This is a genomic window from Streptomyces harbinensis (assembly GCF_900116145.1).
In the GTDB taxonomy this organism is placed as follows: Bacteria; Actinomycetota; Actinomycetes; order Streptomycetales; family Streptomycetaceae; genus Streptomyces; species Streptomyces carpaticus.
Map to the genome: position 1 here is coordinate 16,614 of NZ_FPAB01000010.1, position 23,955 is coordinate 40,568.

22 protein-coding genes are annotated in these 23,955 nt (G+C 74.0%); 19 read left to right on the top strand and 3 right to left on the bottom strand.

All coding sequences use genetic code 11. The features are described from left to right. Window positions 1-8: 8 nt before the first annotated feature. Window positions 9-242: an Lrp/AsnC family transcriptional regulator gene (locus BM385_RS22795; protein ID WP_019435491.1), complete on the bottom strand. Its 234-nt coding sequence runs from the start codon at window positions 240-242 to the stop codon at window positions 9-11. A gap of 132 nt (window positions 243-374) precedes the next feature. On the opposite strand from BM385_RS22795, the gene BM385_RS22800 reads away from it, so the two are divergent. Next, window positions 375-1,343, top strand: a complete 969-nt coding sequence (locus BM385_RS22800; protein ID WP_019435492.1) for a thiamine-phosphate kinase — start codon at window positions 375-377, stop codon at window positions 1,341-1,343. 14 nt (window positions 1,344-1,357) lie between these two features. Further along, window positions 1,358-2,185: a bifunctional hydroxymethylpyrimidine kinase/phosphomethylpyrimidine kinase gene (gene thiD / locus BM385_RS22805; protein ID WP_093844231.1), complete on the top strand. Its 828-nt coding sequence runs from the start codon at window positions 1,358-1,360 to the stop codon at window positions 2,183-2,185. 149 nt (window positions 2,186-2,334) lie between these two features. On the opposite strand, the gene rpmB is transcribed toward thiD, so the two are convergent. Next, window positions 2,335-2,520: a 50S ribosomal protein L28 gene (rpmB, locus tag BM385_RS22810; protein ID WP_078576355.1), complete on the bottom strand. Its 186-nt coding sequence runs from the start codon at window positions 2,518-2,520 to the stop codon at window positions 2,335-2,337. Between the two features lie 222 nt (window positions 2,521-2,742). On the opposite strand from rpmB, the gene BM385_RS22815 reads away from it, so the two are divergent. The 12 genes from BM385_RS22815 to mutM all read left to right on the top strand — a co-directional run bounded on the left by BM385_RS22815 (window position 2,743) and on the right by mutM (window position 14,364). After that, on the top strand, window positions 2,743-4,383 hold the full coding sequence (locus tag BM385_RS22815; protein WP_093844232.1) for a DAK2 domain-containing protein: 1,641 nt from the start codon (window positions 2,743-2,745) through the stop codon (window positions 4,381-4,383). A gap of 585 nt (window positions 4,384-4,968) precedes the next feature. Further along, entirely contained in the window at window positions 4,969-7,245 is a 2,277-nt protein-coding gene (recG, locus tag BM385_RS22820) for an ATP-dependent DNA helicase RecG (RefSeq protein WP_175543086.1), read from the top strand. Window positions 7,246-7,365: 120 nt separating this feature from the next. Further along, the gene (locus BM385_RS22825) at window positions 7,366-7,893 is read left to right on the top strand and encodes a wHTH domain-containing protein (RefSeq protein ID WP_093844233.1); all 528 of its coding nucleotides are present in this window, start codon (window positions 7,366-7,368) and stop codon (window positions 7,891-7,893) included. A 112-nt stretch (window positions 7,894-8,005) separates the two neighbouring features. Continuing rightward, complete coding sequence (locus BM385_RS22830) at window positions 8,006-8,881, top strand: phage baseplate protein (RefSeq protein ID WP_093844234.1); 876 nt, start codon at window positions 8,006-8,008, stop codon at window positions 8,879-8,881. A gap of 109 nt (window positions 8,882-8,990) precedes the next feature. Further along, a complete protein-coding gene (locus BM385_RS22835) occupies window positions 8,991-9,416 on the top strand; it encodes a DUF6227 family protein (protein WP_093844235.1) in 426 nt (141 codons plus the stop codon). Between the two features lie 132 nt (window positions 9,417-9,548). Beyond that, the gene (rsmD, locus tag BM385_RS22840) at window positions 9,549-10,163 is read left to right on the top strand and encodes a 16S rRNA (guanine(966)-N(2))-methyltransferase RsmD (RefSeq protein WP_093844236.1); all 615 of its coding nucleotides are present in this window, start codon (window positions 9,549-9,551) and stop codon (window positions 10,161-10,163) included. A 35-nt stretch (window positions 10,164-10,198) separates the two neighbouring features. Continuing rightward, window positions 10,199-10,672 (top strand): pantetheine-phosphate adenylyltransferase, encoded by a 474-nt coding sequence (gene coaD / locus BM385_RS22845; protein WP_019435501.1) that lies wholly within the window; start codon window positions 10,199-10,201, stop codon window positions 10,670-10,672. Window positions 10,673-10,709: 37 nt separating this feature from the next. Then, a complete protein-coding gene (locus BM385_RS22850) occupies window positions 10,710-11,771 on the top strand; it encodes a F0F1 ATP synthase subunit B (protein WP_093844237.1) in 1,062 nt (353 codons plus the stop codon). A gap of 168 nt (window positions 11,772-11,939) precedes the next feature. Then, window positions 11,940-12,542 carry a YceD family protein gene (locus BM385_RS22855; RefSeq protein ID WP_019435503.1) on the top strand — a complete coding sequence of 201 codons (603 nt, stop codon included), beginning with the start codon at window positions 11,940-11,942 and terminating at the stop codon, window positions 12,540-12,542. 2 nt (window positions 12,543-12,544) lie between these two features. Further along, entirely contained in the window at window positions 12,545-12,718 is a 174-nt protein-coding gene (gene rpmF, locus BM385_RS22860) for a 50S ribosomal protein L32 (RefSeq protein ID WP_026047730.1), read from the top strand. A gap of 19 nt (window positions 12,719-12,737) precedes the next feature. Beyond that, window positions 12,738-13,511: a ribonuclease III gene (rnc, locus tag BM385_RS22865; RefSeq protein WP_037756503.1), complete on the top strand. Its 774-nt coding sequence runs from the start codon at window positions 12,738-12,740 to the stop codon at window positions 13,509-13,511. Beyond that, window positions 13,504-14,364: a bifunctional DNA-formamidopyrimidine glycosylase/DNA-(apurinic or apyrimidinic site) lyase gene (mutM, locus tag BM385_RS22870; RefSeq protein WP_093844238.1), complete on the top strand. Its 861-nt coding sequence runs from the start codon at window positions 13,504-13,506 to the stop codon at window positions 14,362-14,364. Before rnc ends, mutM begins: the two co-directional genes overlap by 8 nt. A 28-nt stretch (window positions 14,365-14,392) precedes the next feature. Here the strand turns inward: mutM and BM385_RS22875 are convergent, their stop codons facing one another. Beyond that, window positions 14,393-15,328 (bottom strand): CAP domain-containing protein, encoded by a 936-nt coding sequence (locus BM385_RS22875; RefSeq protein WP_093844239.1) that lies wholly within the window; start codon window positions 15,326-15,328, stop codon window positions 14,393-14,395. A 134-nt stretch (window positions 15,329-15,462) separates the two neighbouring features. Between BM385_RS22875 and BM385_RS22880 the strand changes: the two genes are divergently transcribed. From BM385_RS22880 to ftsY, 5 genes are all read left to right on the top strand, one after another. Then, the gene (locus BM385_RS22880) at window positions 15,463-15,774 is read left to right on the top strand and encodes an acylphosphatase (RefSeq protein WP_019435508.1); all 312 of its coding nucleotides are present in this window, start codon (window positions 15,463-15,465) and stop codon (window positions 15,772-15,774) included. 336 nt (window positions 15,775-16,110) lie between these two features. Continuing rightward, window positions 16,111-16,317, top strand: a complete 207-nt coding sequence (locus BM385_RS22885) for a hypothetical protein (protein ID WP_019435509.1) — start codon at window positions 16,111-16,113, stop codon at window positions 16,315-16,317. Window positions 16,318-16,535: 218 nt separating this feature from the next. Next, window positions 16,536-21,089: an AAA family ATPase gene (locus tag BM385_RS22890; RefSeq protein WP_139275225.1), complete on the top strand. Its 4,554-nt coding sequence runs from the start codon at window positions 16,536-16,538 to the stop codon at window positions 21,087-21,089. A gap of 123 nt (window positions 21,090-21,212) precedes the next feature. Continuing rightward, entirely contained in the window at window positions 21,213-22,637 is a 1,425-nt protein-coding gene (locus BM385_RS22895) for a sugar porter family MFS transporter (protein ID WP_026047733.1), read from the top strand. A 45-nt stretch (window positions 22,638-22,682) separates the two neighbouring features. Further along, on the top strand, window positions 22,683-23,921 hold the full coding sequence (ftsY, locus tag BM385_RS22900) for a signal recognition particle-docking protein FtsY (RefSeq protein WP_019435512.1): 1,239 nt from the start codon (window positions 22,683-22,685) through the stop codon (window positions 23,919-23,921). Window positions 23,922-23,955: the final 34 nt, after the last annotated feature.

A 23,955-nucleotide genomic window follows, 5' to 3' on the forward strand; every position in this document is an offset into this window, starting at 1 on the left:
AAAACGCCCTACAGATTGACCACCGGGCAGGTCAAGGTGCGGGTGATCCCCGGCACCCGCTGCACCTGCGCCACCACCAGCCGGCCCAGAGCGTCGACCGAGGCGGCCTCCGCGCGGACGATGACGTCGTACGGGCCCGTCACATCCTCGGCCTTGATCACCCCCGGGACCTCGGAGATGACCTCGGCCACGGCGTGCGCCTTGCCCACCTCGGTCTGGATCAGGATGTACGCCTGTACCACAGGTCCTCCACAGCGGCTACGAGGAGCGGGGGCGCTACCGTAGCGCGTCATGACCTGTACCGGGAGACGTCGTCCGGTGCGGATCGCCGCGGAGCGTCCGCGGCGGCACCGAAGCGAGCTGAGGAGAGCCGAGTGAAGGGCAGTGTGGGGGAGCTGGGGGAGTTCGGGCTGATCCGGGAGCTGACCTCCCGGATCGGCGACACTCCGGCCGTACGTCTCGGCCCCGGCGACGACGCCGCGGTGATCGCCGCCCCGGACCGCCGGGTGGTCGCCAGCACCGACATCCTGCTGGAGGGACGGCACTTCCGTCGCGACTGGTCCACGGCCTACGACGTCGGCCGCAAGGCCGCCGCCCAGAACCTCGCCGACATCGCCGCGATGGGCGCCGTACCCACCGCCATCCTGCTCGGCCTCGTGGTCCCCGCCGAACTGCCCGTCACCTGGCCCACCGAACTGATGGACGGAATCCGCGACGAATGCCAGGTCGCCGGCGCCGGCGTGGCGGGCGGCGACGTGGTGCGCGGTGACACCATCACCGTCTCCATCACCGCCCTCGGCGACCTGCGCGACCGCGAGGCCGTCACCCGCGCCGGCGCCCGCCCCGGCGACCTGCTGGCCGTCACCGGCTGGCTCGGCTGGTCCGCCGCCGGATTCACCGTGCTCTCCCGGGGCTTCCGCTCCCCGCGCGCGTTCGTCGAGGCGCACCGCCGCCCCGAACCCCCGTACCACGCGGGCCCCGCCGCCGCCGCGCTCGGCGCCACCGCCATGACGGACGTCAGCGACGGACTCATCGCCGACCTCGGCCACATCGCCCACAGCAGCGGCGTACGGATCGACATCCGCTCCGCCACCCTCGACGTCCCCGCCCAGATGTCCGACATCGGGCACGCGGTGGGCGTCGACCCGCTGCACTGGGTGCTCACCGGCGGCGAGGACCACGCGATCGTGGCGACCTTCCCGGCCGACACCAAACTCCCCGCCCGCTGGCGGGTGATCGGCCAGGTGCTGCCGGCCCGGGGCAGCGTACGGCCCCAGGTGACCGTGGACGGCGCCCCGTGGGAGCGGGACGGGGGCTGGGACCACTTCGGTTCGGACGGCTGACTAGGGTCGGGGCCATGACCTCCGCCGCCGGCCCCGCCGCACCCCGTCCCGACTCCGCCGCACCGCCCCGGGTGCTGACCGTCGCCGGCTCCGACTCGGGCGGCGGCGCGGGCATCCAGGCCGACCTGAAGACCATGCTGGCGCTGGGCACCCACGGCATGAGCGTGCTCACGGCCGTCACCGCGCAGAACTCCCTGGGCGTCCAGGGCGCCTGGCCGCTGCCCGGCGAGGCGATACGCGCCCAGTTCCGCTCGGTCGTCGACGACATCGGCGTACAGGCGGTGAAAACCGGCATGCTCGGCACCGCCGCCACCGTGGAGACCGTCGCCGAACTGCTCGCGGGCGTCGCCGCCCCCGTGGTGGTGGACCCGGTCGGCGTCTCCAAGCACGGCGACCGGCTGCTGGCCGCCGACGCCGTGCACGCCGTGCGCAGCGTGCTGCTGCCCGCCGCGACCGTCGTCACGCCCAACCTGGACGAGGTCGCCCAGCTCACCGGGGTCCGGGTCACCGCCGAATCCGACCTGCGGGCCGCGGCGGAGGCGGTGCTCGCCTACGGGCCGCGCTGGGCGCTGATCAAGGGCGGCCACCTGCCCGGCGGCGACGCCGTCGATCTGCTCACCGACGGCAGCACCGAGCACTGGCTGCGCGCCCCCCGCAACCCCAACCGGCACACCCACGGCACCGGCTGCACCCTGGCCAGCGCCCTCGCCTGCGGACTCGCCCGGGGCGCGGAACTGCCCGCCGCCGCCCGCGCCGCCAAGGAGTACGTCACCGGCGCCCTGGCCGCCGGATTCCCGCTGGGCGCCGGGATCGGGCCGGTGCACCACGGATACCGCATCTGACCGCTGCTGCCTGCGCCTGCGCCGCGGGCCGGCGCGTACCGGATGCGCGCGCCACCGGCCCCGCTTCCGCGCGCGGGAACGCCAAAAAGCCGGCCCACCACGGAGGTGGACCGGCTCAGCGGCTTACGAGCGGACCGCGGCCGAATGCGTCAGCGCGCGACCTTGCCCGCCTTGATGCACGAGGTGCAGGCGTTCAGGCGCTTCGGCGTCCCATTGATCACGGCACGCACCCGCTGGATGTTGGGGTTCCAACGGCGGGGGGTGCGGCGGTGCGAGTGGGAGATGCTGTTACCGAAGCCCGGCCCCTTGCCGCAGACGTCGCAGTTGGCAGCCACGGGTCACTCCAAAGACGGGTCAGCCCCGCGTACGCGGGGTGACAGAAACTAACGTGGGATCCCGGGGCCAGGACCCTCGGGGATGTGCCCGATGAGCGGGAGAACACCCGTACCGAGCAACCGCAGCAGCATAACCCGCGGCTTCCCGAACGGAGAAATCCGCCCCGGTCCGCATAAGCTGCACCCCGCCGCCCGCCCCAGGAGAGAGCCGAGGTCACCACCGTGCCGCAACCGCTGGACGCCGCCGCGGTACGGCGCTGGTGCCGGATAGCACTGGACACCCTGGGCCGCGACCGCGCGGAGATCGACGCCATCAACGTCTTCCCCGTCCCGGACGCCGACACCGGCACCAACCTCTACCTCACCATGGAGTCCGCCGACCGCGCCCTGACCGCCGCCGCGCAGGAACCCGGCACCGGTACCCCGGGGCCCGGCGATGCCGCCCGCACCATGGCGCACGGCGCGCTGATCGGCGCCCGCGGCAACTCCGGAACCATCCTCGCCCAGCTGCTGCGCGGCATGGCCCAGGAACTGGCCGCCGCACCCGCCGACGACACCGGCCCCGAGCCGTTGCGCCGCGCGCTGCGCCGCGCCGCCACCTCCGCCTACGAGGCCGTCAGCCACCCCGTCGAGGGCACCATGCTCACCGTCGCCGCCGCCGCGGCCGACGCCGCCGACCGCGCCCCCGCGCGCCACCCCGCCGACATCGCCGCCGCCGCCTGCGCCGGGGCCCGCACCGCCCTGGCCGCCACCCCCGGACAACTGGACGCCCTGGCCCGCGCCCAGGTGGTCGACGCCGGGGGATCCGGCCTGGTCACCGTGTTGGACGCACTCGACGCCGCGCTCTCCGGCCGCGCCCCGGACACCCTGCCGCACCACGGCCTGGGCCGGCCCGCCGGCCACCGGCACGGCACGCCGGGCGATCCGGCCGCCGGCCACCCCGGGCACGAGGGCTGCGCCGGCGGCGGCTACGAGGTGATCTACCTCCTGGACGCCCGGGACGACGCCGTACCCGCCCTGCGCCGCACCCTGGACGCCCTCGGCGACTCCCTGGTGATCGTCGGCGGCGACGGCCTGTGGAACGTCCACGTCCACACCTCCCGGCCGGGCCCCGCCGTCGAGGCGGGCATCGAGGCCGGCCGCCCGCACCGGATCAGCATCACCCAGCTCACCGCCGCCGCCCCCGGCACCGCGGCACCCGCCGCCGACCGCGCCGTCGTCTGCGTGATGCCCGGCGACGGCCTGGCCGCCCTGTGCACCGAGGCCGGCGCCACCGCCCTCACGGCGGACCCCGCCCGCCCCCCGGCCACCGACGACCTCGCGGCGGCCATCGACCGCGCCGGGTCCCGGGAGATCGTGCTGCTGCCGAACGACGGCGCCCTGTGGCACGCCTCGGCCGCCGCCGCAGAACAGGCCCGCCAGCGCGGCGTCCGGGTCGCCGTCATCCCCACCCGCTCCCCGGTCCAGGGCCTGGCGGCGCTCGCCGTCCACGCCGCGGAACGCCGCTTCGACGAGGACGTCGTCGCCATGACCTCCGCCGCCGGGGCCACCCGGTTCGGCGAGGTCACCGTCGCCGAACGCGAGTCCTGGACGACCGTGGGCATCTGCCAGGCCGGCGACGTCCTCGGCCTGATCGACGGCGACGTCGCCGTGATCGGCTCCGCGACGGAGGACGTCGCCGCCGACCTCCTCACCCGGATGCTGTCGGCCGGCGGCGAACTGGTCACCCTCGTCCTCGGCGACGACACCCCCGCCGCACTCGCCGACCGGCTGGAACGCCAGGTACGCCGCGGCCACCTCGGCGTGGACACCGTCGTCTACCGGGGACGCCAGGCAGCCCCGCTGCTGATCGGCGTCGAATAGCGACCAGCGACGCAGGTGGGCCTGCTCCGCTGAGCAGGCCCACCACCGCGCTGCCCCGTCGCCCGCTGGCTGCCAAGGCCCCCGTTGTGACCCGAGACCCCCGCGCCCCGTCACCGGCCCCGGCGTCCCACCCCCACCTTCCGGCGCCGCCGAGCCCGCACCGGACCGCACCACGCCGCGCCGCTGCGCCGCCGCCCGGGCCCCTCCGCGCCGCACCGGATCCGCGCCGCCGCCCGGGCCCCTCCGCGCCGCCTTGCCCCGGGCCGCGCCGCTGCGCCGCGCCGTGCCGCTGCCCCGCGCCGTGACGTCCCTGTGCCTCGGGCCCCGCCGCACCGCCACGTTGTCGCCCCGCCCCGCGCCCGTGGCGTCCCTGCGCCGCCGCCCGCCGCTCGCCGCCCCACCCCCGGGCCTCTCCGCGTCGCGGCGGGCCGTACCGCCCCGTGCCGCACTGCTGCGCTGCCGAGCCCCGGGCCCGCCGCGCCCCACGCCGCGCCGCCACGCCCTGCGCCCGTGGCGTCCCCGCGCCGCCGGCCCCGCCGCCCCGCCGCGCGGCCACTCGCCGCGATGTCGGTGGCATGGTGTGCAATGGGCACCGTGACCGCGCTGTCTGAACCCCTCGCCAAGGTCGTCGGCGGCACCACCGCCAAGGTGATGGCCGACCACCTCGACCTGCGGACGGTCGGCGACCTGCTGCACCACTACCCGCGCCGCTACGCCGAGCGCGGCGAGCTGACCCGGCTCGCCGAACTGCCGCTGGACGAGCACGTGACCGTCGTCGCCGAGGTCGCCGACGCCCGCACCCACACGTTCAACCGCGGCAAGGGCCAGCGCCTGGAGGTCACCCTCACCGACGGCAGCGGACGGCTCCAGCTGGTCTTCTTCGGCCGCGGCGTCCACCACCACAAGCGTGAACTGGTGCCGGGCCGCCGCGGCATGTTCGCCGGCAAGGTCTCCGTCTTCAACCGCAAGCTCCAGCTGGCCCACCCCGCCTACGAACTGCTCGGCGCCGACACCGGTGACGCCCCCGGCGACGGCGCCGCCGCGGCGCGCGAGTTCGCCGGGCGGCTGCTGCCGCTCTACCCCGCCTGCAAACAGCTGGAGTCCTGGAAACTGGCCAAGGCCGTCGCCCTCGTCCTGGACTCGCTCGCCGCCTCCGGCTGGTCCGGGCTGATCGACCCGCTGCCGGACGAGCTGCGCCGCGAGCGCGGCCTCATCCCCCTGCCCGAGGCGTTCGAGAAGGTGCACCGCCCCCGCACCAAGGCCGACATCGCCGCCGCCGGCGACCGCCTGAAGTGGGACGAGGCGTTCGTCCTCCAGGTGGCGCTCGCCCGCCGCCGGCACACCGACCGCCAGCTGTCCGCCACCCCGCGCCGCCCCGCCGCCGACGGGCTGCTGACCACCTTCGACAGCCGGCTGCCGTTCACCCTCACCGAGGGCCAGCGCACCGTCAGCGAGGAGATCTTCGCCGACCTGGCGACCGAACACCCCATGCACCGGCTGCTCCAGGGCGAGGTCGGCAGCGGCAAGACCCTGGTGGCCCTGCGCGCCATGCTGGCCGTCGCCGACAGCGGCGGCCAGTCCGCGCTGCTGGCGCCCACCGAGGTGCTCGCCCAGCAGCACCACCGTTCCATCACCGAGATGATGGGCGACCTCGCCGAGGGCGGCCTGATCGGCGGCGCCGAGCACGGCACCCGCGTCACGCTGCTCACCGGCTCCATGGGCGCCGCCGCCCGGCGCCGCGCCCTGCTGGAGGCGGCCACCGGCGAGGCCGGCATCGTGATCGGCACCCACGCGCTCATCGAGGACGTCGTGCAGTTCCACGATCTGGGCCTGGTGGTCGTCGACGAACAGCACCGGTTCGGCGTGGAGCAGCGCGACGCGCTGCGCGGCAAGGGGAAGCGTCCGCCGCATCTGCTGGTGATGACCGCGACCCCGATCCCGCGCACCGTCGCCATGACCGTCTTCGGTGATCTGGAGACCTCGGTCCTCGACCAGCTGCCGGCCGGCCGCGCCCCCATCGTCAGCCATGTGGTGCCCGCCCGGGACAAGCCCCACTTCCTCGCCCGCGCCTGGGAGCGGGTACGGGAGGAGGTGGCCGCCGGCCATCAGGTGTACGTGGTGTGTCCGCGCATCGGCGACGAGGACACGAAGGAGCCGGTGAAGAAGCCGGGCCGCCGGGCCGGTGGCGACGACGCCGGGGAGGGCGCGGACGGCGGTAAGGACGGCTCGGGCACGGACGCGGACCGGCGTCCGCCGCTCGCGGTGCTGGAGGTCGCCGACCAGTTGCGGGCCGGGCCGCTGGCGGGGCTGAACGTGGCGGCCCTGCACGGCCGGATGGCCCCGGACGCCAAGGACGAGGTGATGCGGGGCTTCTCCGCCGGTGAGGTCCAGGTGCTGGTGGCCACCACCGTCATCGAGGTGGGCGTCAACGTGCCCAACGCCACCGTGATGGTGATCATGGACGCCGACCGGTTCGGCGTCTCCCAGCTGCACCAGCTGCGCGGCCGGGTCGGGCGCGGCAGCGCCGGCGGGCTCTGCCTGCTGGTCAGCGAGGCGCCCGAGGGCAGCCCGGCCCGCTCCCGGCTGGACGCCGTGGCCGGTACGCAGGACGGGTTCGAGCTGTCCCGCATCGATCTGGAACAGCGCCGGGAGGGCGACGTGCTGGGTCAGGCCCAGTCCGGCGGCCGGTCCAGCCTGCGGATGCTGGCGGTCATCGAGGACGAGGAGATCATCGCCGCCGCCCGCGCCGAGGCCACCGCGCTGGTCGCCGCCGATCCCACGCTGGAGGACGCGCCCGCCCTGCGCACCGCCCTCGACGCGCTGCTGGACGCCGACCGCGAGGAGTACCTCGACAAGGGTTGAACCCCGGGCGCCGGGCGCCCCCGCGCGCCCGGGAATTGTCAGTGGTGGCTGGGAGAATTGGACCCAGTCCGCGGCAATCCATCCGGGATTGCGGGCGGTCGGACCACTGGGGGTTGTCCGATGGCATTCCGCCACATCAACGAACTGCCGCTCGGCGACAAGATCTTCCGTGTCGAGCTGGCCAGCGACGACGACATCACCGTGACCCTGACCCTGACCGGCTGGCGCGAGACGGCACCCCGGGTGCCGCTCGCCACCGGTTCCCTGACCATGCCGCTCGCCGATGTGCCCACGCTGCGCATCGCCCTCAACCGCGGACTGCGCGCCCTGGCGCTGGCCGCCGACGTGGCCGAGCCGATCCCCGACCGGGACATTCTGCGGGAGCTGTTCCCCGGCCACGGCGCGCCCTGGATACCCCAGCACGAGGAGGACCTGACCCAGCGTTTCCACGCCGGTGAGACCATCGCCCGGATCGCCGCGCGCTTCGGCCGCACCCCCGACTCCGTACGCACCAAGCTGCGCGAGCTGGGGCACGACCCGCGCCGTCCCGGGCACTGCCCGCCCGACGGCTGTCTGTCCTGGTCCCGGTACGCCTCGCCGTCCCTCGTCGGCGCCACGCCGCAGCCGGCGACGGGAGGCGATGCGTAGCCGCACCTGATCCGGCCGGCTCCACGACGGTTGCCCGCACCGCCACCGCGTATACGGTGGCGGTGTCAGGTTCAAGCCAACACGGCTTTTCCTCCGAGGAGTTGGTCCCTTCATGGCACCAAGCGAACACGGCACGACACAGCTGAACCGGCGCGGTTTCGTCCTCGGCGCGGGGGCCGCGGCCGTCACCGGCGTCGCGGGCCTCGCCCTCACCCGCCCCGCCTTCGCCGCCGGCGAGGGCCCCTCCGCCGCCGTCTCCGGCGCCGACCGCGCCGCCCGCGGCGACATGTGCATCACCAAGCTGACCATGAGCGGCACCCGGCTCGGCCACATGTACGTGCGCGGCTTCGGGCACGGCGTGGCCATCGGCGTCGAGCACGCCGGCGCCACCCCCTGGCTGTGGACCGAGTCCGACGCGAACCCGTCCTCCGGATACGGCCGGGCCCTCAGCCGCTACCGGTTCACCAATGGCGCCGTGCTCGACAGCGGCTCCTCCTCGCTCGCCAAGATCTGCCCGGTCCCCGGTTCCACCAGCAACCAGGTGTCCATCGACAACCTCAACCAACTGCTGCTCCTGCGCTACCGGCTCAGCGGCGTCGCCCGCTACCGGCTGATGCACCTCGGCGACGTCAAGGCCGGCCGGTTCACCGCCCTGTACGACGTGCCGCAGGCCGGTGTCTCCGCCTCCGAGGTCTTCCAGGGCTTCGCCGTGCTCGGCGACCACGCCTGCCAGATGACCGGCACCGCCTATACCTCCGAGAGCGGCAGCAACCCGCCCTCCGGCCGGGGCAACACCTACCTCACCCGGCTCGACCTGCGCACCGGTACCGTCACCCAGCGCTCGCGCACCGAGGCCGCGTACTCGCTCGGCTTCCGCGAACCCGAGGGGGTCGCCGTCCGGCTGACCAGCCCCCGGCAGCTGTGCATGGGCTTCGCCTCCGGCAGCTCCGGCGCCCGGAAGTTCAGCATCTACTACAAGCCGCAGTAACGCGGGCGGCCGATCGGGTTTCCGCAAAACCCTCCCCGTCGCGCAGTCATGGCATTACCGTGTGTGCGCGCGGGACAGAAACCAGCCGTCGTACCAGGAGGATTCCGCCATGACCGACCAGCCCGAAGCCGGCGCCGCCGCCAGGGCGAGCAACCCCTTCGGGGTGCTGGACGTCCGGGTGCCTGCCCCGCGCGGCTACCCGGGCCAGGACTCCTCCCGGCACGCGCGCAGGCTGCTGGGGCGCGCGGAGAACCCCGACCGGCCCGGCGAGGACATCCTGCGCCTGCTGCTCGGCGCGCGGGGCTACGGCATCGAACGGCTGCCGGAGCCCCGCGCCGCCGCGGCGGGCGGCCGGCGCCGCTGGTGCTCCGTGTACGAGCACGCCTTCCTCCTCGCCGACGACAGCGAACTGTGCCTCTACGAACTGGAGCACGACCTCACCCCGGACCGCCGGCTGGTCTGCGAGGTCTACCGAGACGAGGTCGCCGCCGCGCGCGCCGCCCGCCGGCACGCCCGCGCCGTCGCGGCCGGCTGACCCGGCCACCGCCGCCACGCCCCCGGCCCGCCCCCGTCCGCCTCTCCACGCCCCACCTCGGCGCACGACCGCCGCACCGCCACGTATAGCGTGGTGGGCGACAGCAGATACCGAGCGCCGCGAAGGACCGTGATGACCCGCGTGATCGCCGGGAGCGCCGGCGGGCGGCGGCTGGCCGTGCCGCCCGGAGGCGGCACCCGGCCCACCTCCGACCGGGCCCGGGAAGGGCTGTTCTCCACGTGGACGGCCCTGTGGGGCCCGCTGGACGGCAGCCGGGTGCTCGATCTGTACGCCGGCTCCGGCGCCGTCGGCCTGGAGGCCCTGTCCCGGGGTGCCGCCCACGCGCTGCTCACCGAGGCCGACGCCCGCGCCGCCCGCACCGTCCGCGCCAACATCCGCGACCTGGCCCTGCCCGGCGCGGAACTGCGCACCGCACGGGCCGAGGCCGTCGTCCGGGAACCCGCCCCGGAGACCCCCTACGATCTCGTCTTCCTCGACCCGCCCTACGCGGTGACCGACGCCGAACTGCACGAGATCCTGCTCACACTCCGCGCAGGAGGCTGGCTCGCCGACGACGCGCTGGTCACCGTGGAGCGCGGCACCCGGGGAGGTCCCTTCCCCTGGCCCGCCGGCTTCACCGCCCTGCGCTCCCGCCGTTACGGCGAGGGCACCCTGTGGCACGGCCGCGTCACCGCCGGGGCACCCGGGCCCCTCTCCGGACCCGCCGCCGGCAGCGACCGGCCATGACCGTCACCCCATCACCGCCAGCCGAGGAGTCACCGTTGCGCCGCGCCGTCTGTCCGGGGTCCTTCGACCCCATCACCCACGGACACATCGACATCATCGGCCGCGCGTCGAAGCTGTACGACGTGGTCCATGTCGCCGTCATGATCAACAAGTCCAAGAAGGGCATGTTCACCATCGACGAGCGGCTGGAGCTGATCCGCGCGTGCACCGAGGAGTTCGGCAACGTCCGCATCGACGCCCACCACGGCCTGCTGGTCGACTACTGCAAGCAGCACGACATCCCGGCCATCGTCAAGGGTCTGCGCGCCGTCAGCGACTTCGACTACGAACTCCAGATGGCCCAGATGAACAACGGCCTCACCGGCGTGGAAACCCTCTTCATCCCCACCAACCCCGTGCACAGCTTCCTCTCCTCCAGCCTGGTCAAGGAGGTCGCCACCTGGGGCGGCGACGTCTCCCACCTCGTCCCGGACCCGGTGATGCGCGCGCTGGAGCGCAAACTGGCCTGAGCCCCACGCCGCGCTCCGTTGGCCGTACAGTCAACCCGTGGACGTTACGCAGAAACTGGATGAGATCGTCGACACGGTGCGCAGCGCCAAGAGCATGCCCATGTCGGCGTCCTGTGTGATCCATCGCGCCGACCTGCTGGCCCGGCTGGACGAGGTGCGCGAGGCCCTGCCCGGCTCCCTCGCCCAGGCGCAGGAGGTGCTGGGCGACCGGGAGGCCGTCGTCGCCGACGCCCAGCAGGAGGCGCAGCGCATCCTGCAGGCCGCGCACGCCGAGCGCGGCTCCCTCGTCGATAGCACCGAGATCGTCCAGCGTGCCCAGGCGGAGGCCGCCCAGTTGCTGGAGAGGGCCCGCCAGGAGGCCGACGCGATCAAGGCCGAGGCCGACGACTACGTGGACAGCAAGCTCGCCAACTTCGAGGTCGTCCTCGGCAAGACCATCGGCTCGGTGGAGCGCGGACGCGACAAGCTGCTCGGCCCCGACCGCGACCCGGGCGGCGATCTGCCGCAGCAGGCCGACGCCTACGTGGAGGCCCAGTTCGCCGCCATCGAGGCGGTGCTGCGCAAGACGCTGGCGGCGGTCGGCCGCGGGCGGCAGAAGCTCACCGGGCACCGTCCCATCGACGAACTGGCCGAGCACGTCGCCCAGCAGGACAACGCCGGGACGGTGCCGACGGCCGGCGCGTACTACAGCGCGGACGCCGACCAGGACACCTACGGCTATCTGGGCATGACCGGGCCGGGCGGCGACGCGGCGCCGGGAGCCGGCGCGGCCGACGCCGGGGCCCCCGGCGGCTACCCGGCGCAGCCCGACGGCCCGGCCCCGTACGCCGGCCAGGACACCGCCGCCTACGCGCAGGACGGCGGCTACGCGGCGGCGCAGGGCGGCGGCTACGGCCAGGACCCGTACGGCCCGGGCGGCGGCTATCCGCAGGACGGCGGGTACGGGGGCGGCGGCGGGGCCCAGGCGCCCGGGTACGGCGGCTACCCGCAGCCCGCCGCCGGCTACCAGGGGTCGGGCACGCTGGAGGAGACCAGCCTCTTCGACACCGGCATGATCGACCCCGAGCAGCTGCGCCGGTACGAGCAGGGCCGCTCTTGAGGGGCGGCCCCGGCGGCCGATTGGGAGGGGAGGCGGCTGTGACGTATGCTGTCTCTTCGGTCGTGCCGCATCAGTGATCACGGCTGCCCGCCGGCTTCCCGCATCGGGCCGCGCGCCTCATCCGTCCTTGTTCTGCCCCGTAGAAAGCGAAGAGCCCTGAACGCCCCCTTGGACCACCGTGCCCCGCTGGTGTTCGACACCCGCGAGCTGGGGCGGCGTCCTGGTGCGCTCAAGCGGATCACCCGCAGTGTCGCGGCCCCAGAGGGTCTCGGCATCGAGGTGATCGGCGTGCCCCAGGGCGCTCCGCTGGAGCTGGATCTGCGGCTGGAATCGGTGATGGAGGGCGTGCTGGTGACCGGTACCGCCCGCGCACCGCTGGCGGGGGAGTGCGTAAGGTGTCTGGAGCCGCTGGCCCAGGAGGCCGAGGCGGAGTTCCAGGAGTTGTTCTCCTACCCCGACGCCGGTGACTGGACCCGCACCGCGGAGCCGGGCGACGACGCCGAGGACGAGGAGCGGCTCTTCCTCGAGGACGACCTGTTCGACCTCGAACCCGTGCTGCGGGACGCGGTGGTGCTTTCACTGCCCCTGCAGCCGGTGTGCCGGGAGGACTGCCCCGGACTGTGCCCCGAGTGCGGGGTGCGGCTCGCGGACGACCCGGAGCACCATCACGACACCGCCGTCGACATCCGTTGGGCGGCACTGCGGGATTTCGATCCCGCGGACCACAAGAAGACACCCCGCACCCGCGGGGACGATCCACAGGAGAAGTAGCCGTGGCTGTTCCGAAGCGGAAGATGTCGCGCAGCAACACGCGCCACCGCCGGTCGCAGTGGAAGGCCGCTGCCCCGAACCTGGTGAGCTGCGAGCGCTGCCAGGAGCCGAGGTTGCAGCACATCGCGTGCCCCAACTGCGGCACGTACAACCGCCGTCAGGTCATCGACGTCTGATCGGCGGGTGACAGGCTCCATGTCTCACGCCCATCGGTCAAAGACCCAGGCGTCGGCGGAGGTGGCCTCGTCCCACGCGGTTCTGGAAGGGCGGCTCGGCTATCAGCTGGAGTCCGCCCTTCTGGTGCGTGCGCTGACCCATCGTTCGTACGCGTACGAGAACGGCGGTCTGCCCACCAACGAGCGGCTGGAGTTCCTCGGGGACTCGGTGCTCGGGCTGATCGTCACGGACACGCTCTACCGCACCTACCCGGAGCTGGCCGAGGGGCAGCTGGCCAAGCTGCGCGCCGCCGTCGTCAACGCCCGGGCGCTCGCCGATGTGGCGCGCGGCCTGGACCTGGGGGCGTTCGTCCGGCTGGGCCGGGGCGAGGAGGGGACCGGTGGCCGCAACAAGGCGTCGATCCTCGCCGACACCCTGGAGGCGGTCATCGGCGCGGTCTATCTCGACCGTGGCCTGGAGGCCGCCGACGAGATGGTGCACCGGCTGTTCGATCCGGTGATCGAGCGTTCGGCGAAGCTGGGCGCCGGCCTGGACTGGAAGACCAGCCTGCAGGAGCTGAGCGCCGCCCAGGGCCTCGGGGTTCCCGAGTACGTGATCAACGAGGCCGGACCCGATCACGAGAAGACCTTCACCGCTGCGGCCCGCGTGGGTGGCGAGACCTACGGCACCGGCACCGGCCGCAGCAAGAAGGAAGCCGAGCAGCAGGCGGCGGAGACGGCCTGGCGGGCCATCCACGCGGCGGCGGAGCGCCGCGGCGGGGACGGCTCGGCGCAGGGGCGGTCCGTTGCCTGAGCTGCCCGAGGTCGAGGTGGTCCGGCGCGGTCTCGACCGCTGGGTGAGTGGCCGGGTGATCGCGTCGGTGAGCACGCTGCACCCGCGGGCGATCCGCCGCCACGCGGCGGGCGCCGACGACTTCGCCGCCCGGCTCACCGGCGCCGAGATCGCCGCGGCACGGCGGCGCGGCAAGTATCTGTGGCTGCCGCTGGCGGACGGCGAGCTGGCCGTGCTGGCCCATCTGGGCATGAGCGGTCAGTTGCTGATCCAGCCGGCGGCGGCGCCGGACGAGCGGCATCTGCGGATCCGGATCACCTTCACCGATCCGGCGGAGGGCGAGCTGCGCTTCGTCGACCAGCGCACGTTCGGCGGCCTGTCGCTGCACCCGCTCACGGACGGTGGGCTGCCCGAGGTGATCGCGCACATCGCGCGGGACCCGATGGACGCGGAGTTCGACGAGGACGCCTTCCACGCGGCGCTGCGCCGGCGGCGTACCACCGTGAAGCGGGCGCTGCTGGACCAGTCGCTGATCAGCGGCGTCGGCAACATCTACGCGGACGAGGCGCTGTGGCGGACCCGGCTGCACTACGAACGGCCCACCGCGTCGCTCACCCGGCCGCGGACGGCGGAGCTGGTCACCCACATCCGTGAGGTGATGAACGAGGCGCTCGCCCAGGGCGGCACCAGTTTCGACAGTCTGTATGTGAATGTGAACGGCGAGTCGGGGTACTTCGACCGCTCGCTGGACGCGTACGGGCGCGAGGACGAGCCGTGCCGCCGCTGCGGTACGCCGATCCGCCGCCGTCCCTGGATGAACCGCTCCAGCTACTACTGCCCGCGCTGCCAGCGCCCGCCCGCGGCGGGGAGCTGAGCCGGGGCCGGCCCGGTGACGGGCCGGGTCAGTAGCCGAAGGCCTGGGTCCACCAGGGGCCGCCGTCGCCCAGGTGCACGCCGACGCCGAGCGTGGTGAAGTCGCAGTTGAGGATGTTGGCGCGGTGTCCCTCGCTGTTCATCCAGGCGTCCATGACGGCCTGGGCATCCTGCTGACCGCGGGCTATGTTCTCGCCGCCCATGTTCGTTATGCCGGCCGCCTGGGCGCGGTCCCAGGGGGAACGGCCGTCGGGGTCGGTGTGCGAGAAGAAGCCGCGCTGGGCCATGTCCCGGCTGAAGTCGGTGGCGAGGCCCGCGAGGGCGGCGTCGCGGACCAGGGGACGGCAGCCGGCCTGGGCGCGTTCCTGGTTCACCAGCCGCAGCACGGCGTCGGCCGCGGCGTCGGCGGCGTCCTGGCTGGGGGAGGGTTCGGGTTCGGGCGCCGGGGTGCTCGGGGCGGGCTTGGGTGCCTCGGCGGACGGTTCCGGTGCCGAGGGCTCGGCGGACGCCGAGGGGCTGGGCTCTTCGGCGGGTGCCTCGGCGGAGGGCTCCTCGGACGGCTCGGGGTCGGCCTCCGGTTCGCTCTCGGTGGCCTCGGGCGAGGGTGAGGGCTCGGGGCTGGCGGTGCGGTCCTGGCCGCGGCTGGCGGCTTCCTCGCGGTCCTCGGCGGCGGCGCCGCCGCGCTCCAGGGACGGGGAGGCGGAGGGGGAACCGACGACGAGCCGGTCCTCGCTCGGCCCGGGACGGGCCTGGAGGTCGTCGGTGTCGGTCAGGGTGAAGCGGTCCGCCATCCCCGGCATCAGGCCGGATCCCACGGCGATGGCGCCCACGGTGAGCGCGGCGGAGACGCCCAGCAGTCCGGCGCGGGCGGGGCTCTTTCTTCGGTGTGCGCCCCGGTGGCCGTCCCCGTCGCGCGGGGCGGGAAGAGGCGCCGGGGTGTGCATGGAGCGGCGATGGCGACCCATCGGTGGCACCGTCCTCGTCAACTCGACAACTTAAAGATCACTCGAATGAGTGGTCGTTACTGCCGCGTGACTTTACGGCATCGTGAGCGCGGCGTGGCTGCGCCGTGTGCGGATGGCCGGATAGCGTGCGTCACATGAAGGAACCCACGCCCCACGAAACCGACCCGTCCCAGCCGGTCCGGATGACGGCCTGGGTACGCGGCCACGTGCAGGGCGTGGGTTTTCGCTGGTACACCCGGGCGCAGGCCCTCGCCATCGGTGAGCTGCGCGGATTCGCCTCCAACCTCGCGGACGGCCGGGTGCAGATCGTCGCCGAGGGCCCCCGGGAGCGCTGCGAACGGCTGCTGGAGTGGACCAGGACCGGCGACACGCCCGGGCGGGTGGACGGCGTCACCGAGATTTGGGACACACCCCGGGACACCTACCCGGACTTCGCCATCCGCTGATCGGGTGATCGACACGTGGCGGGTTCGGAACCGGAAAGTGGTTGCCAACCCCGCTCCCACGTGCAAGGCTGCCAACCGATCACTGCCCGAAGCCGCCGCCCGCGCCCCCCACGGCGCCCCGGCCTCCCGGCGGTGTCCGGTCTTCGCGGGCCCGGCACCCCCGGCGATACGCGGTGTGATCGTGTTGACCGTCCCACTTTTTGGTGAGACTCTGAAATCCCCGCGCATCTCAGCTATGTGGCCTTGAGAAGAGGGTGCCGAGCACCCACCGCGGGCGTTATCCCTCACGACCTACCACGGCTTCGGTCGGTCACTCAGTGTGGAGGACCATCCATCATGGCAAAGGCGCTTCTCGGTCACATCGGCGGCTCCGACCCCCGAGTCCTTGCCGAGATGCGACGGCTTCAGCAGCGCGTACAGGACCTGGAGACGCAGCTTCTGCGCGTCCAGGCGGAAAACGACGCGCTGGCCGCCGCCACTCGGCACAGCGACCCGGTGCTCGACGGCATCGATGTGCACAAGGCGGAGCCCGCTCTGACCTGACCTCAAGGACGAGGACAGGACGGCACGGCACACACGCACCGCCTGCGGATCATGCGAGGGACGCTTCGGCGTCCCTTCGTCATGTCCGGGTCATCACCACCGTTCTGCTCGGGGCGCCTCCCGGTCTACGGACCGCGTTGGCTCAACTACTGATGTGCCCCCCATCCCCCGCGTCGAAACGGCCGATCCGGGACGGCCGGGGAGTAAAGTCCGACGGCGTGCACCTCAAGAGCCTGACCCTGCGCGGCTTCAAGTCCTTCGCCTCGGCCACCACGCTGCGCTTCGAACCCGGGATCACCTGCGTGGTGGGCCCCAACGGGTCGGGCAAGTCCAACGTGGTCGACGCGCTGACCTGGGTCATGGGCGAACAGGGCGCCAAATCCCTGCGCGGCGGCAAGATGGAGGACGTCATCTTCGCCGGGACCACCGGCCGTCCGCCGCTCGGCCGCGCCGAGGTCTCCCTCACGATCGACAACGCCGACGGCGCGCTGCCCATCGACTACGCCGAAGTCACCATCACCCGGATCATGTTCCGCAACGGCGGCAGCGAGTACCAGATCAACGGCGACACCTGCCGGCTGCTGGACGTCCAGGACCTGCTCTCCGACTCCGGCATCGGCCGGGAGATGCACGTCATCGTCGGCCAGGGCCAGCTCGACTCCGTCCTGCACGCCGACCCCGCCGGCCGCCGCGCCTTCATCGAAGAGGCCGCCGGCGTACTCAAGCACCGCAAGCGCAAGGAGAAGGCGCTGCGCAAGCTGGACGCCATGCGGGCCAACTTCGCCCGGGTCCAGGACCTCACCGACGAACTGCGCCGCCAGCTGAAGCCGCTGGGCCGGCAGGCCGCCGTCGCCCGCCGCGCCGCCGTCATCCAGGCCGACCTGCGCGACGCGCGGCTGCGGCTCCTCGCCGACGAGCTGACCGGCCAGCGCCGCGCCCTCGCCGCCGAGATCGCCGACGAGACGGCGCTCAGGGAACGCAGGGAAGCGGCGGAGCAGCGGCTGCGCGAGGCGGCGCGCACGGAGGCCGCACTGGAGGAGGAGGTACGGGCCCTGGCCCCCCGGCTCCAGGGGGCCCAGCAGACCTGGTACGAACTCTCCCAGCTGGCCGAACGCGTGCGCGGTACGCGTTCCCTGGCCGAGGCCCGTATCGCCAGCGCCGGCAGCGGCGCCCCCGAGGAACGCCGCGGCCGGGACCCGGAGGACATGGCCCGCGAGGCCGCGCGCATCAGGGAGCAGGAAGCCGAACTCGAAGCCGCCCTGGAGGCCGCCGGGCGCGCTCTGGAGGACACCGTCGAACACCGCGCGGCGCTGGAACGGGATCTGGCGGCGGAGGAGCGCCGGCTGCGGGACGCCGCCCGCGCGGTCGCCGACCGCCGCGAAGGGCTGGCCCGGCTGCACGGCCAGGCCGCCGCCGCCCGCAGCCGCGCCGCCGCGGCCCAGGCGGAGATCGACCGGCTCACAGAGGCCCACGAGGAAGCGGTGCGCCGCGCGGAGAGCGCCGGGGAAGAACACCGGACGCTGAGCGCCGAGGTGGCGGGCCTGGAGGCCGGCGACAGCGAACTGGCCGCCGAGCACGAAGAGGCGGTGGAACGTCTGGCGGCGGCCGAGGCCGCCCTCGCCGCCGCCCGCGACGCGCTGACCGCCGCCGAACGCGAACGGGCCGCGCTCGGCGCCCGCCACGAGGCCCTGGCGCTCGGGCTGCGACGCAAGGACGGCAGCGGCGCCGTGCTGGCGGCGGCCGACGCGCTCGGCGGCGTCCTGGGCCCCGCCGCCGAACTGATCACCGTCAGCCCCGGCTTCGAGGTCCCCGTCGCCGCCGCGCTCGGCGCCGCCGCCGACGCCGTCGCGGTGGACGGCCCCGCCACCGCCGCCGCGGCCCTGCGCCACCTCCGCAGCACCGACGCCGGCCGGGCCACTCTCCTGCTCGCCCCCACCGGGCCGTCCAGCGCATGCCCCGGCCGGACGGTGCCGGGAGCGGCTGCCACCACCTCCGCCGCGGACACCCGCGTCCCCCGCCCGGCACCGGCAGCCACCCAGGACGCCCCGTCCTCGCCGACCACGAGCCCCGTCGCCGGCTCCGCGAAGCAGCAAGCCGTGGACTCCGACCCAGCGGCGGCCGACGAAAGCCCCACACCCACACCCACCCCGTCCGGCTCCGCCGCCGATACAGGCACCAGCCACGCCGCCGCCCGGCGCACCCCGGGCCCGTCGGCATCAGCCGGAGCCGCCGCCGACGCCACGGAAGGCGGCCTCCTCGCCTCCTCCTCAACCCCCGGCCACGACACCACCGAAGGGCCGAGGGAGCAGAGCACGACAGCGGCCCAGCCCGCCGTCCCGCAGACGGCGGCGGGGGAGGAGAACTCTGCCGCCCCGGATTCCCCCGACCACGCCGCCGGCAGGGCGGCAGAGACGGACGCACCCGCGGCCGGGACACCGGCCCCCTCCGACGATCAGCCCGGAATGCGGGAGACGGACGCCCGTGACCCGATGAGCGCACGGCGGGAAGAAGATGCCACGTCCGCCGTAGCCGGTCACACCGCCGGAGAAGCGGCGGCGCGGCGGGCCCCGGCCCCGGGCGAGCCGACACGAGGCGAGGTCTCCGACTCCTTGGTATCCGGCCCCCGCGCCGCCGACACGGCGGCGTCGGGTGCGCCCGAGGCCCCCGCCGCTGTCCCGGCGGGGGAGGGGCCGGAGCGAGAAGCCGATCCGGGGTGCGCGCCCCCGGAGTTCGACCACGGCCCCGCCGCTCCTGCGGACGGCGCTTCCGCGCGGCGGACCGCAGTACCGGGACCGGCGCGAGCCGGGGCACGTGTCGACGCCGCGGCGGCCCGGCCCTCCAGGGCGGGGGCGACGGTTCCGAGCACCGCGCCTGCGCCGCCCGCCGCGGGGCTCGGCGGGGGGCAGCCGCGGGCAGGTTCCCTGCCCGCCGCGCGCTCGGGGGACGGCGCTCCGTCCGGCGGAACGGGCCGCGTGTTCGCCGCCGAGCTCGTCGACGGTCCGCCCCACGTGCTGGAGACGGTCCGGTGGTTCCTGCGCGACACCGTGGTGGTCCCCGGTCTCGACGATGCCGCGGCGGTACTCGCTGCGGACGGTGGCCTCACCGCCGTCACCGCCGAGGGCGATGTCCTCGGCCGGCGCCTGGCGCAGGGCGGCTCGGCCGGTGCGCCCAGCCTGCTCGAGGTCCAGGCGTCCGTCGACGAGGCCGCTGCCCGGCTGAGCGAGCTGGAGAAGCGGTGCGAGGAACTGTCCGGCGCCCGCGAGGCCGCCGAGGCCGATCGCCGCGACCGCGCCGCCGCGGCGGAGGATCTGGCGCGGCGGCTGTCCGCCGCCGGGCGCGAGCGGTCCCGGATCGGCCAGGACCTCGGCCGGCTGGCCGGTGCAGCCCGCGCCGCCGCCGGCGAGGCGGAGCGCTCCGCCGCCGCCGTGCAGCGGGCCAGGGAGGCGCTGCGGACGGCCACCACCCAGGCCGAGGAACTGGCCGAACGGCTGGCCGTCGCCGAGGACGCCGCCGGCGAGGACGAGGACCCCGACACCACCGCACGGGACCGGCTCGCCGCCGACGGGGCCAACGCGCGGCAGACGGAGATGGAGGCGCGGCTCCAGGTCCGTACCCACGAGGAGCGCGTCAGAGCCCTGGCCGGCCGCGCGGACGCCCTGGACCGCGCCGCCCGCGCCGAGCGCGAGGCGCGCGCCCGCGCCGAACAGCGGCGCGCCCGGCTCCGTCACGAAGCGGCCGTCGCCACCGCCGTGGCCGACGGCGCCGCCCAGCTGCTCGCCCACATCGAGGTGTCGCTCACCCGCGCCGAACAGGAACGCGCCGCTGCGGAGAGCGCTCGCGCCGCCAAGGAGAGCGCTCTGTCGACGGCGCGCGCCGCCGGCCGCGAGCTGAAGGCGGAGCTCGACAAGCTCACCGACTCCGTACACCGGGGCGAGGTGCTCGGCGCCGAGAAGCGGCTGCGGATCCGGCAGCTGGAGGAACGCGCCCTGGAGGAGCTGGGCGTGGAACCCGAGGCGTTGCTGGCGGAGTACGGCCCCGACCAGCCCGTACCGCCCTCCCCGCCCGCCGAGGGAGAGACCCTGCCCGATGACCCCGCCCACCCCCGCAATCAGCCACGGCCGTTCCGCCGCGCCGAACAGGAGAAGCGGCTGAAGGCGGCCGAGCGGGCCTACAAGCAACTGGGCAAGGTCAACCCACTGGCGCTGGAGGAGTTCGCGGCGCTGGAGGAGCGCCACCAGTTCCTGAGCGAACAGCTGGAGGATCTGAAGAAGACCAGGGCCGAACTGCTGGGGCTGATCAAGGAAGTCGACGAACGCGTCGAGCAGGTGTTCACGGAGGCGTTCCACGACACCGCGCGCGAGTTCGGGGGCGTGTTCTCGCGGCTGTTCCCCGGCGGTGACGGGCGGCTCGTCCTCACCGATCCCTCCGACATGCTGACCACCGGCGTCGAGGTGGAGGCCCGCCCGCCCGGGAAGAAGGTCAAGCGGCTCTCCCTCCTCTCCGGCGGCGAGCGCTCGCTGACAGCCGTGGCGCTGCTGGTGTCCATCTTCAAGGCACGCCCCAGCCCCTTCTACGTGATGGACGAGGTGGAGGCGGCGCTGGACGACACCAATCTCCAGCGGCTGATCCGCATCATGCGGGAGTTGCGGGACAGCTCGCAGCTGATCGTGATCACCCACCAGAAGCGCACGATGGAGGTCGCCGACGCGCTGTACGGCGTGTCGATGCAGGGCGACGGCGTCTCCAAGGTCATCAGCCAGCGGCTCGCCTGACCTCGCACCATCGCCTGTCGTGTGGTGCGCAGGCGCCGGGTATGCGGCACTGGAGGAGAACAGTGTCGTTCGTGGCCGGTGGTGCGCGACCGCCTCGCCGGCCGGTTCCAGGGAAGTGACGCCGTGACCAGTACCACCAGCGCCGACAACCGGACACCGGAGGGCCGCCCCCCGCATCTCACCTTCGTGGTGTTCATCGCCGCCACCGCCGCGATGGGCGGCTTTCTCTTCGGCTACGACTCCGCCGTCATCAACGGCGCGGTCGAAGGCATCAGGGGAAGGTTCGACGTCGCCTCCGGGACACTCGGCACGGTCGTGGCCATCGCCCTGCTGGGCGCGGCGCTCGGCGCGATGGTCGCGGGACGGCTGGCGGACCGGATCGGCCGGATCAGGGTCATGCAGCTGGCGGCGGCGCTGTTCTTCGTCAGCGGCCTGGGCTCGATGCTGCCGTTCGCTGTGTGGGACCTGGCGTTCTGGCGCGTGGTGGGCGGGGTCGCGATCGGGATGGCGTCGGTGATCGCCCCCGCGTACATCGCGGAGGTGTCCCCGGCGGAGTACCGCGGGCGGCTGGCCTCGTTCCAGCAGGCCGCGATCGTGCTGGGTATCGCGGTCTCCCAGCTGGTGAACTGGGCCGTGGTCAACCTCGCAGACGGAGACCAGCGCGGCCAGCTGCTCGGCCTGGAGGCGTGGCAGATCATGCTGGGGATCGAGATGGTCCCGGCGGTGCTGTACGGGCTGCTGTCGCTGCGCATCCCGGAGTCGCCGCGCTATCTGCTGCTGCGGGGGCGCACCGAGGCGGCCAAGCGGGTCCTGGCCGATGTGGAGGCACGGGGCACGGACCTGGACGCCCGGGCGGCGGAGATCACCGCCGCGATCCACGGCGAGCACCGTTCGCGCTGGCGGGACCTGCTGGGCGGGCGGTACGGACTGCTGCCGATCGTATGGATCGGCATCGGCCTGTCCGTTTTCCAGCAGCTCGTCGGCATCAACGTGATTTTCTACTATTCGAACTCGCTCTGGCAGTCCGTCGGGGTCAACCCCGAGACCTCGTTCTTCTACTCGTTCACCACCTCCATCATCAACATCGTCGGCACCGTCGTCGCGATGCTGTTCGTGGACCGGATCGGCCGCAAGCCGCTCGCCCTGATCGGCTCGGCGGGCATGGCGGTGTCGCTGGGTGTGGCGGCGTGGGCCTTCTCCTTCCGCGCCGGTGCCGGGGACGACATCTCCATGCCGCAGGCGCAGGCCACGGCGGCGCTGATCGCGGCGCACGGCTTTGTGCTGTTCTTCGCCCTGTCGTGGGGTGTGGTGGTGTGGGTGCTGCTGGGGGAGATGTTCCCCGGCCGGCTGCGGGCCGCCGCGCTCGGGGTGGCGGCGTCCGCGCAGTGGGTGGCGAACTTCGCCGTGAGCCAGAGCTTCCCGACCCTGTCGGACTGGAACCTGTCCGGCGCGTACGTCATGTACACGATCTTCGCCGTGCTGTCGATCCCGTTCGTCTGGGCCCTGGTGCCGGAGACCAAGGGGAAGACGCTGGAGGAGATGGGCTGAGTCCCGCGCCGCCGGCGGGGGCTGTCGGCGATACTGAGTCGCGTTATGGAAACCGTGATTCTCGCCGTAGTCATCGCTCTGGTCGCCATCGCCGCGATCTCGGGGCTGGTCGTCGGCAGCCGCCGCAGGAAGGCGCTGCCCCGAAAGAAGGAGGAGGGCAACGGCGGAGCCACCGGCACGGGCACCGCGAGCGGCGCCGGAACCGGAACGCAGGAGGCGCCGCCCGCCGAGCCCCGGCTGGGGGACGAGGCGTCCCCGCCGGCGACGGAGGAGGAGCGGCGCACGGTCGAGGACGTGACCCTGCCGCCCGTCGCCCCGCCGCCGCCCGCCCCCGCGCTGGAGACCCCCGAGCCCACCGCCGGGCGACTGGTCCGGCTGCGCGCCCGGCTCTCCCGTTCCCAGTCGGCCTTCGGCCAGGGGCTGCTGAGCCTGCTCTCCCGCGAGCGCCTCGACGAGGACACCTGGGAGGAGATCGAGGACATCCTGCTGACGGCGGACGTCGGTGTCGGACCCACCCAGGAACTGGTCGAGCGGCTGCGCGAACGCGTCCGCGTACTGGGCACCCGCAGCCCCGAGGAACTGCGCGCCCTGCTGCGCGAGGAACTGCTCGCCGTGGTCGGCCCCGACCTGGATCGCGCGGTCCACACCGAGGGCGGCGTCTCGGTGGAGGGCGAGGAGCGGCCGGCCGTCGTGCTGGTCGTCGGTGTCAACGGCACCGGAAAGACCACCACGACCGGCAAGCTCGCCCGGGTGCTGGTCGCGGACGGCAAGTCGGTGGTACTCGGTGCCGCGGACACCTTCCGCGCCGCCGCCGCGGAGCAGCTCAGCACCTGGGGCGAGCGGGTGGGCGCCCGCACGGTGCGGGGCCCGGAGGGCGGCGACCCCGCCTCGGTGGCCTTCGACGCGGTCCGTGAGGGCATCGCGGAGGGCGCCGATGTGGTGCTGGTGGACACCGCCGGCCGGCTGCACACCAAGACCGGCCTGATGGACGAGCTGGGCAAGGTCAAGCGGGTGGTGGAGAAGCAGGGCCCGGTCAACGAGGTGCTGCTCGTCCTGGACGCCACCACCGGTCAGAACGGTCTCGTCCAGGCGCGGGTCTTCGCCGAGGTCGTCAACATCACCGGGATCGCTCTGACCAAGCTGGACGGCACCGCCAAGGGCGGCATCGTGATCGCCGTGCAGCGGGAGCTGGGGGTGCCGGTGAAGCTGGTCGGTCTGGGCGAGGGCGCGGACGACCTGGCGCCGTTCGAGCCCGAGGCGTTCGTGGACGCGCTCATCGGCTGACGGCCGCGGACGGCGGGGTACGACGGCGGGCCTG

Coding starts and splice junctions, on each gene's coding strand:
- thiD (WP_093844231.1), top strand. CDS start 1,358: ATGACCTCCGCCGCCGGCCCCGCCGCACCCCGTCCCGACTCCGCCGCA.
- recG (WP_175543086.1), top strand. CDS start 4,969: ATGGGCACCGTGACCGCGCTGTCTGAACCCCTCGCCAAGGTCGTCGGC.
- BM385_RS22825 (WP_093844233.1), top strand. CDS start 7,366: ATGGCATTCCGCCACATCAACGAACTGCCGCTCGGCGACAAGATCTTC.
- BM385_RS22830 (WP_093844234.1), top strand. CDS start 8,006: ATGGCACCAAGCGAACACGGCACGACACAGCTGAACCGGCGCGGTTTC.
- BM385_RS22835 (WP_093844235.1), top strand. CDS start 8,991: ATGACCGACCAGCCCGAAGCCGGCGCCGCCGCCAGGGCGAGCAACCCC.
- rsmD (WP_093844236.1), top strand. CDS start 9,549: ATGACCCGCGTGATCGCCGGGAGCGCCGGCGGGCGGCGGCTGGCCGTG.
- rnc (WP_037756503.1), top strand. CDS start 12,738: ATGTCTCACGCCCATCGGTCAAAGACCCAGGCGTCGGCGGAGGTGGCC.
- BM385_RS22875 (WP_093844239.1), bottom strand. CDS start 15,328: ATGGGTCGCCATCGCCGCTCCATGCACACCCCGGCGCCTCTTCCCGCC.
- BM385_RS22880 (WP_019435508.1), top strand. CDS start 15,463: ATGAAGGAACCCACGCCCCACGAAACCGACCCGTCCCAGCCGGTCCGG.
- BM385_RS22885 (WP_019435509.1), top strand. CDS start 16,111: ATGGCAAAGGCGCTTCTCGGTCACATCGGCGGCTCCGACCCCCGAGTC.
- ftsY (WP_019435512.1), top strand. CDS start 22,683: ATGGAAACCGTGATTCTCGCCGTAGTCATCGCTCTGGTCGCCATCGCC.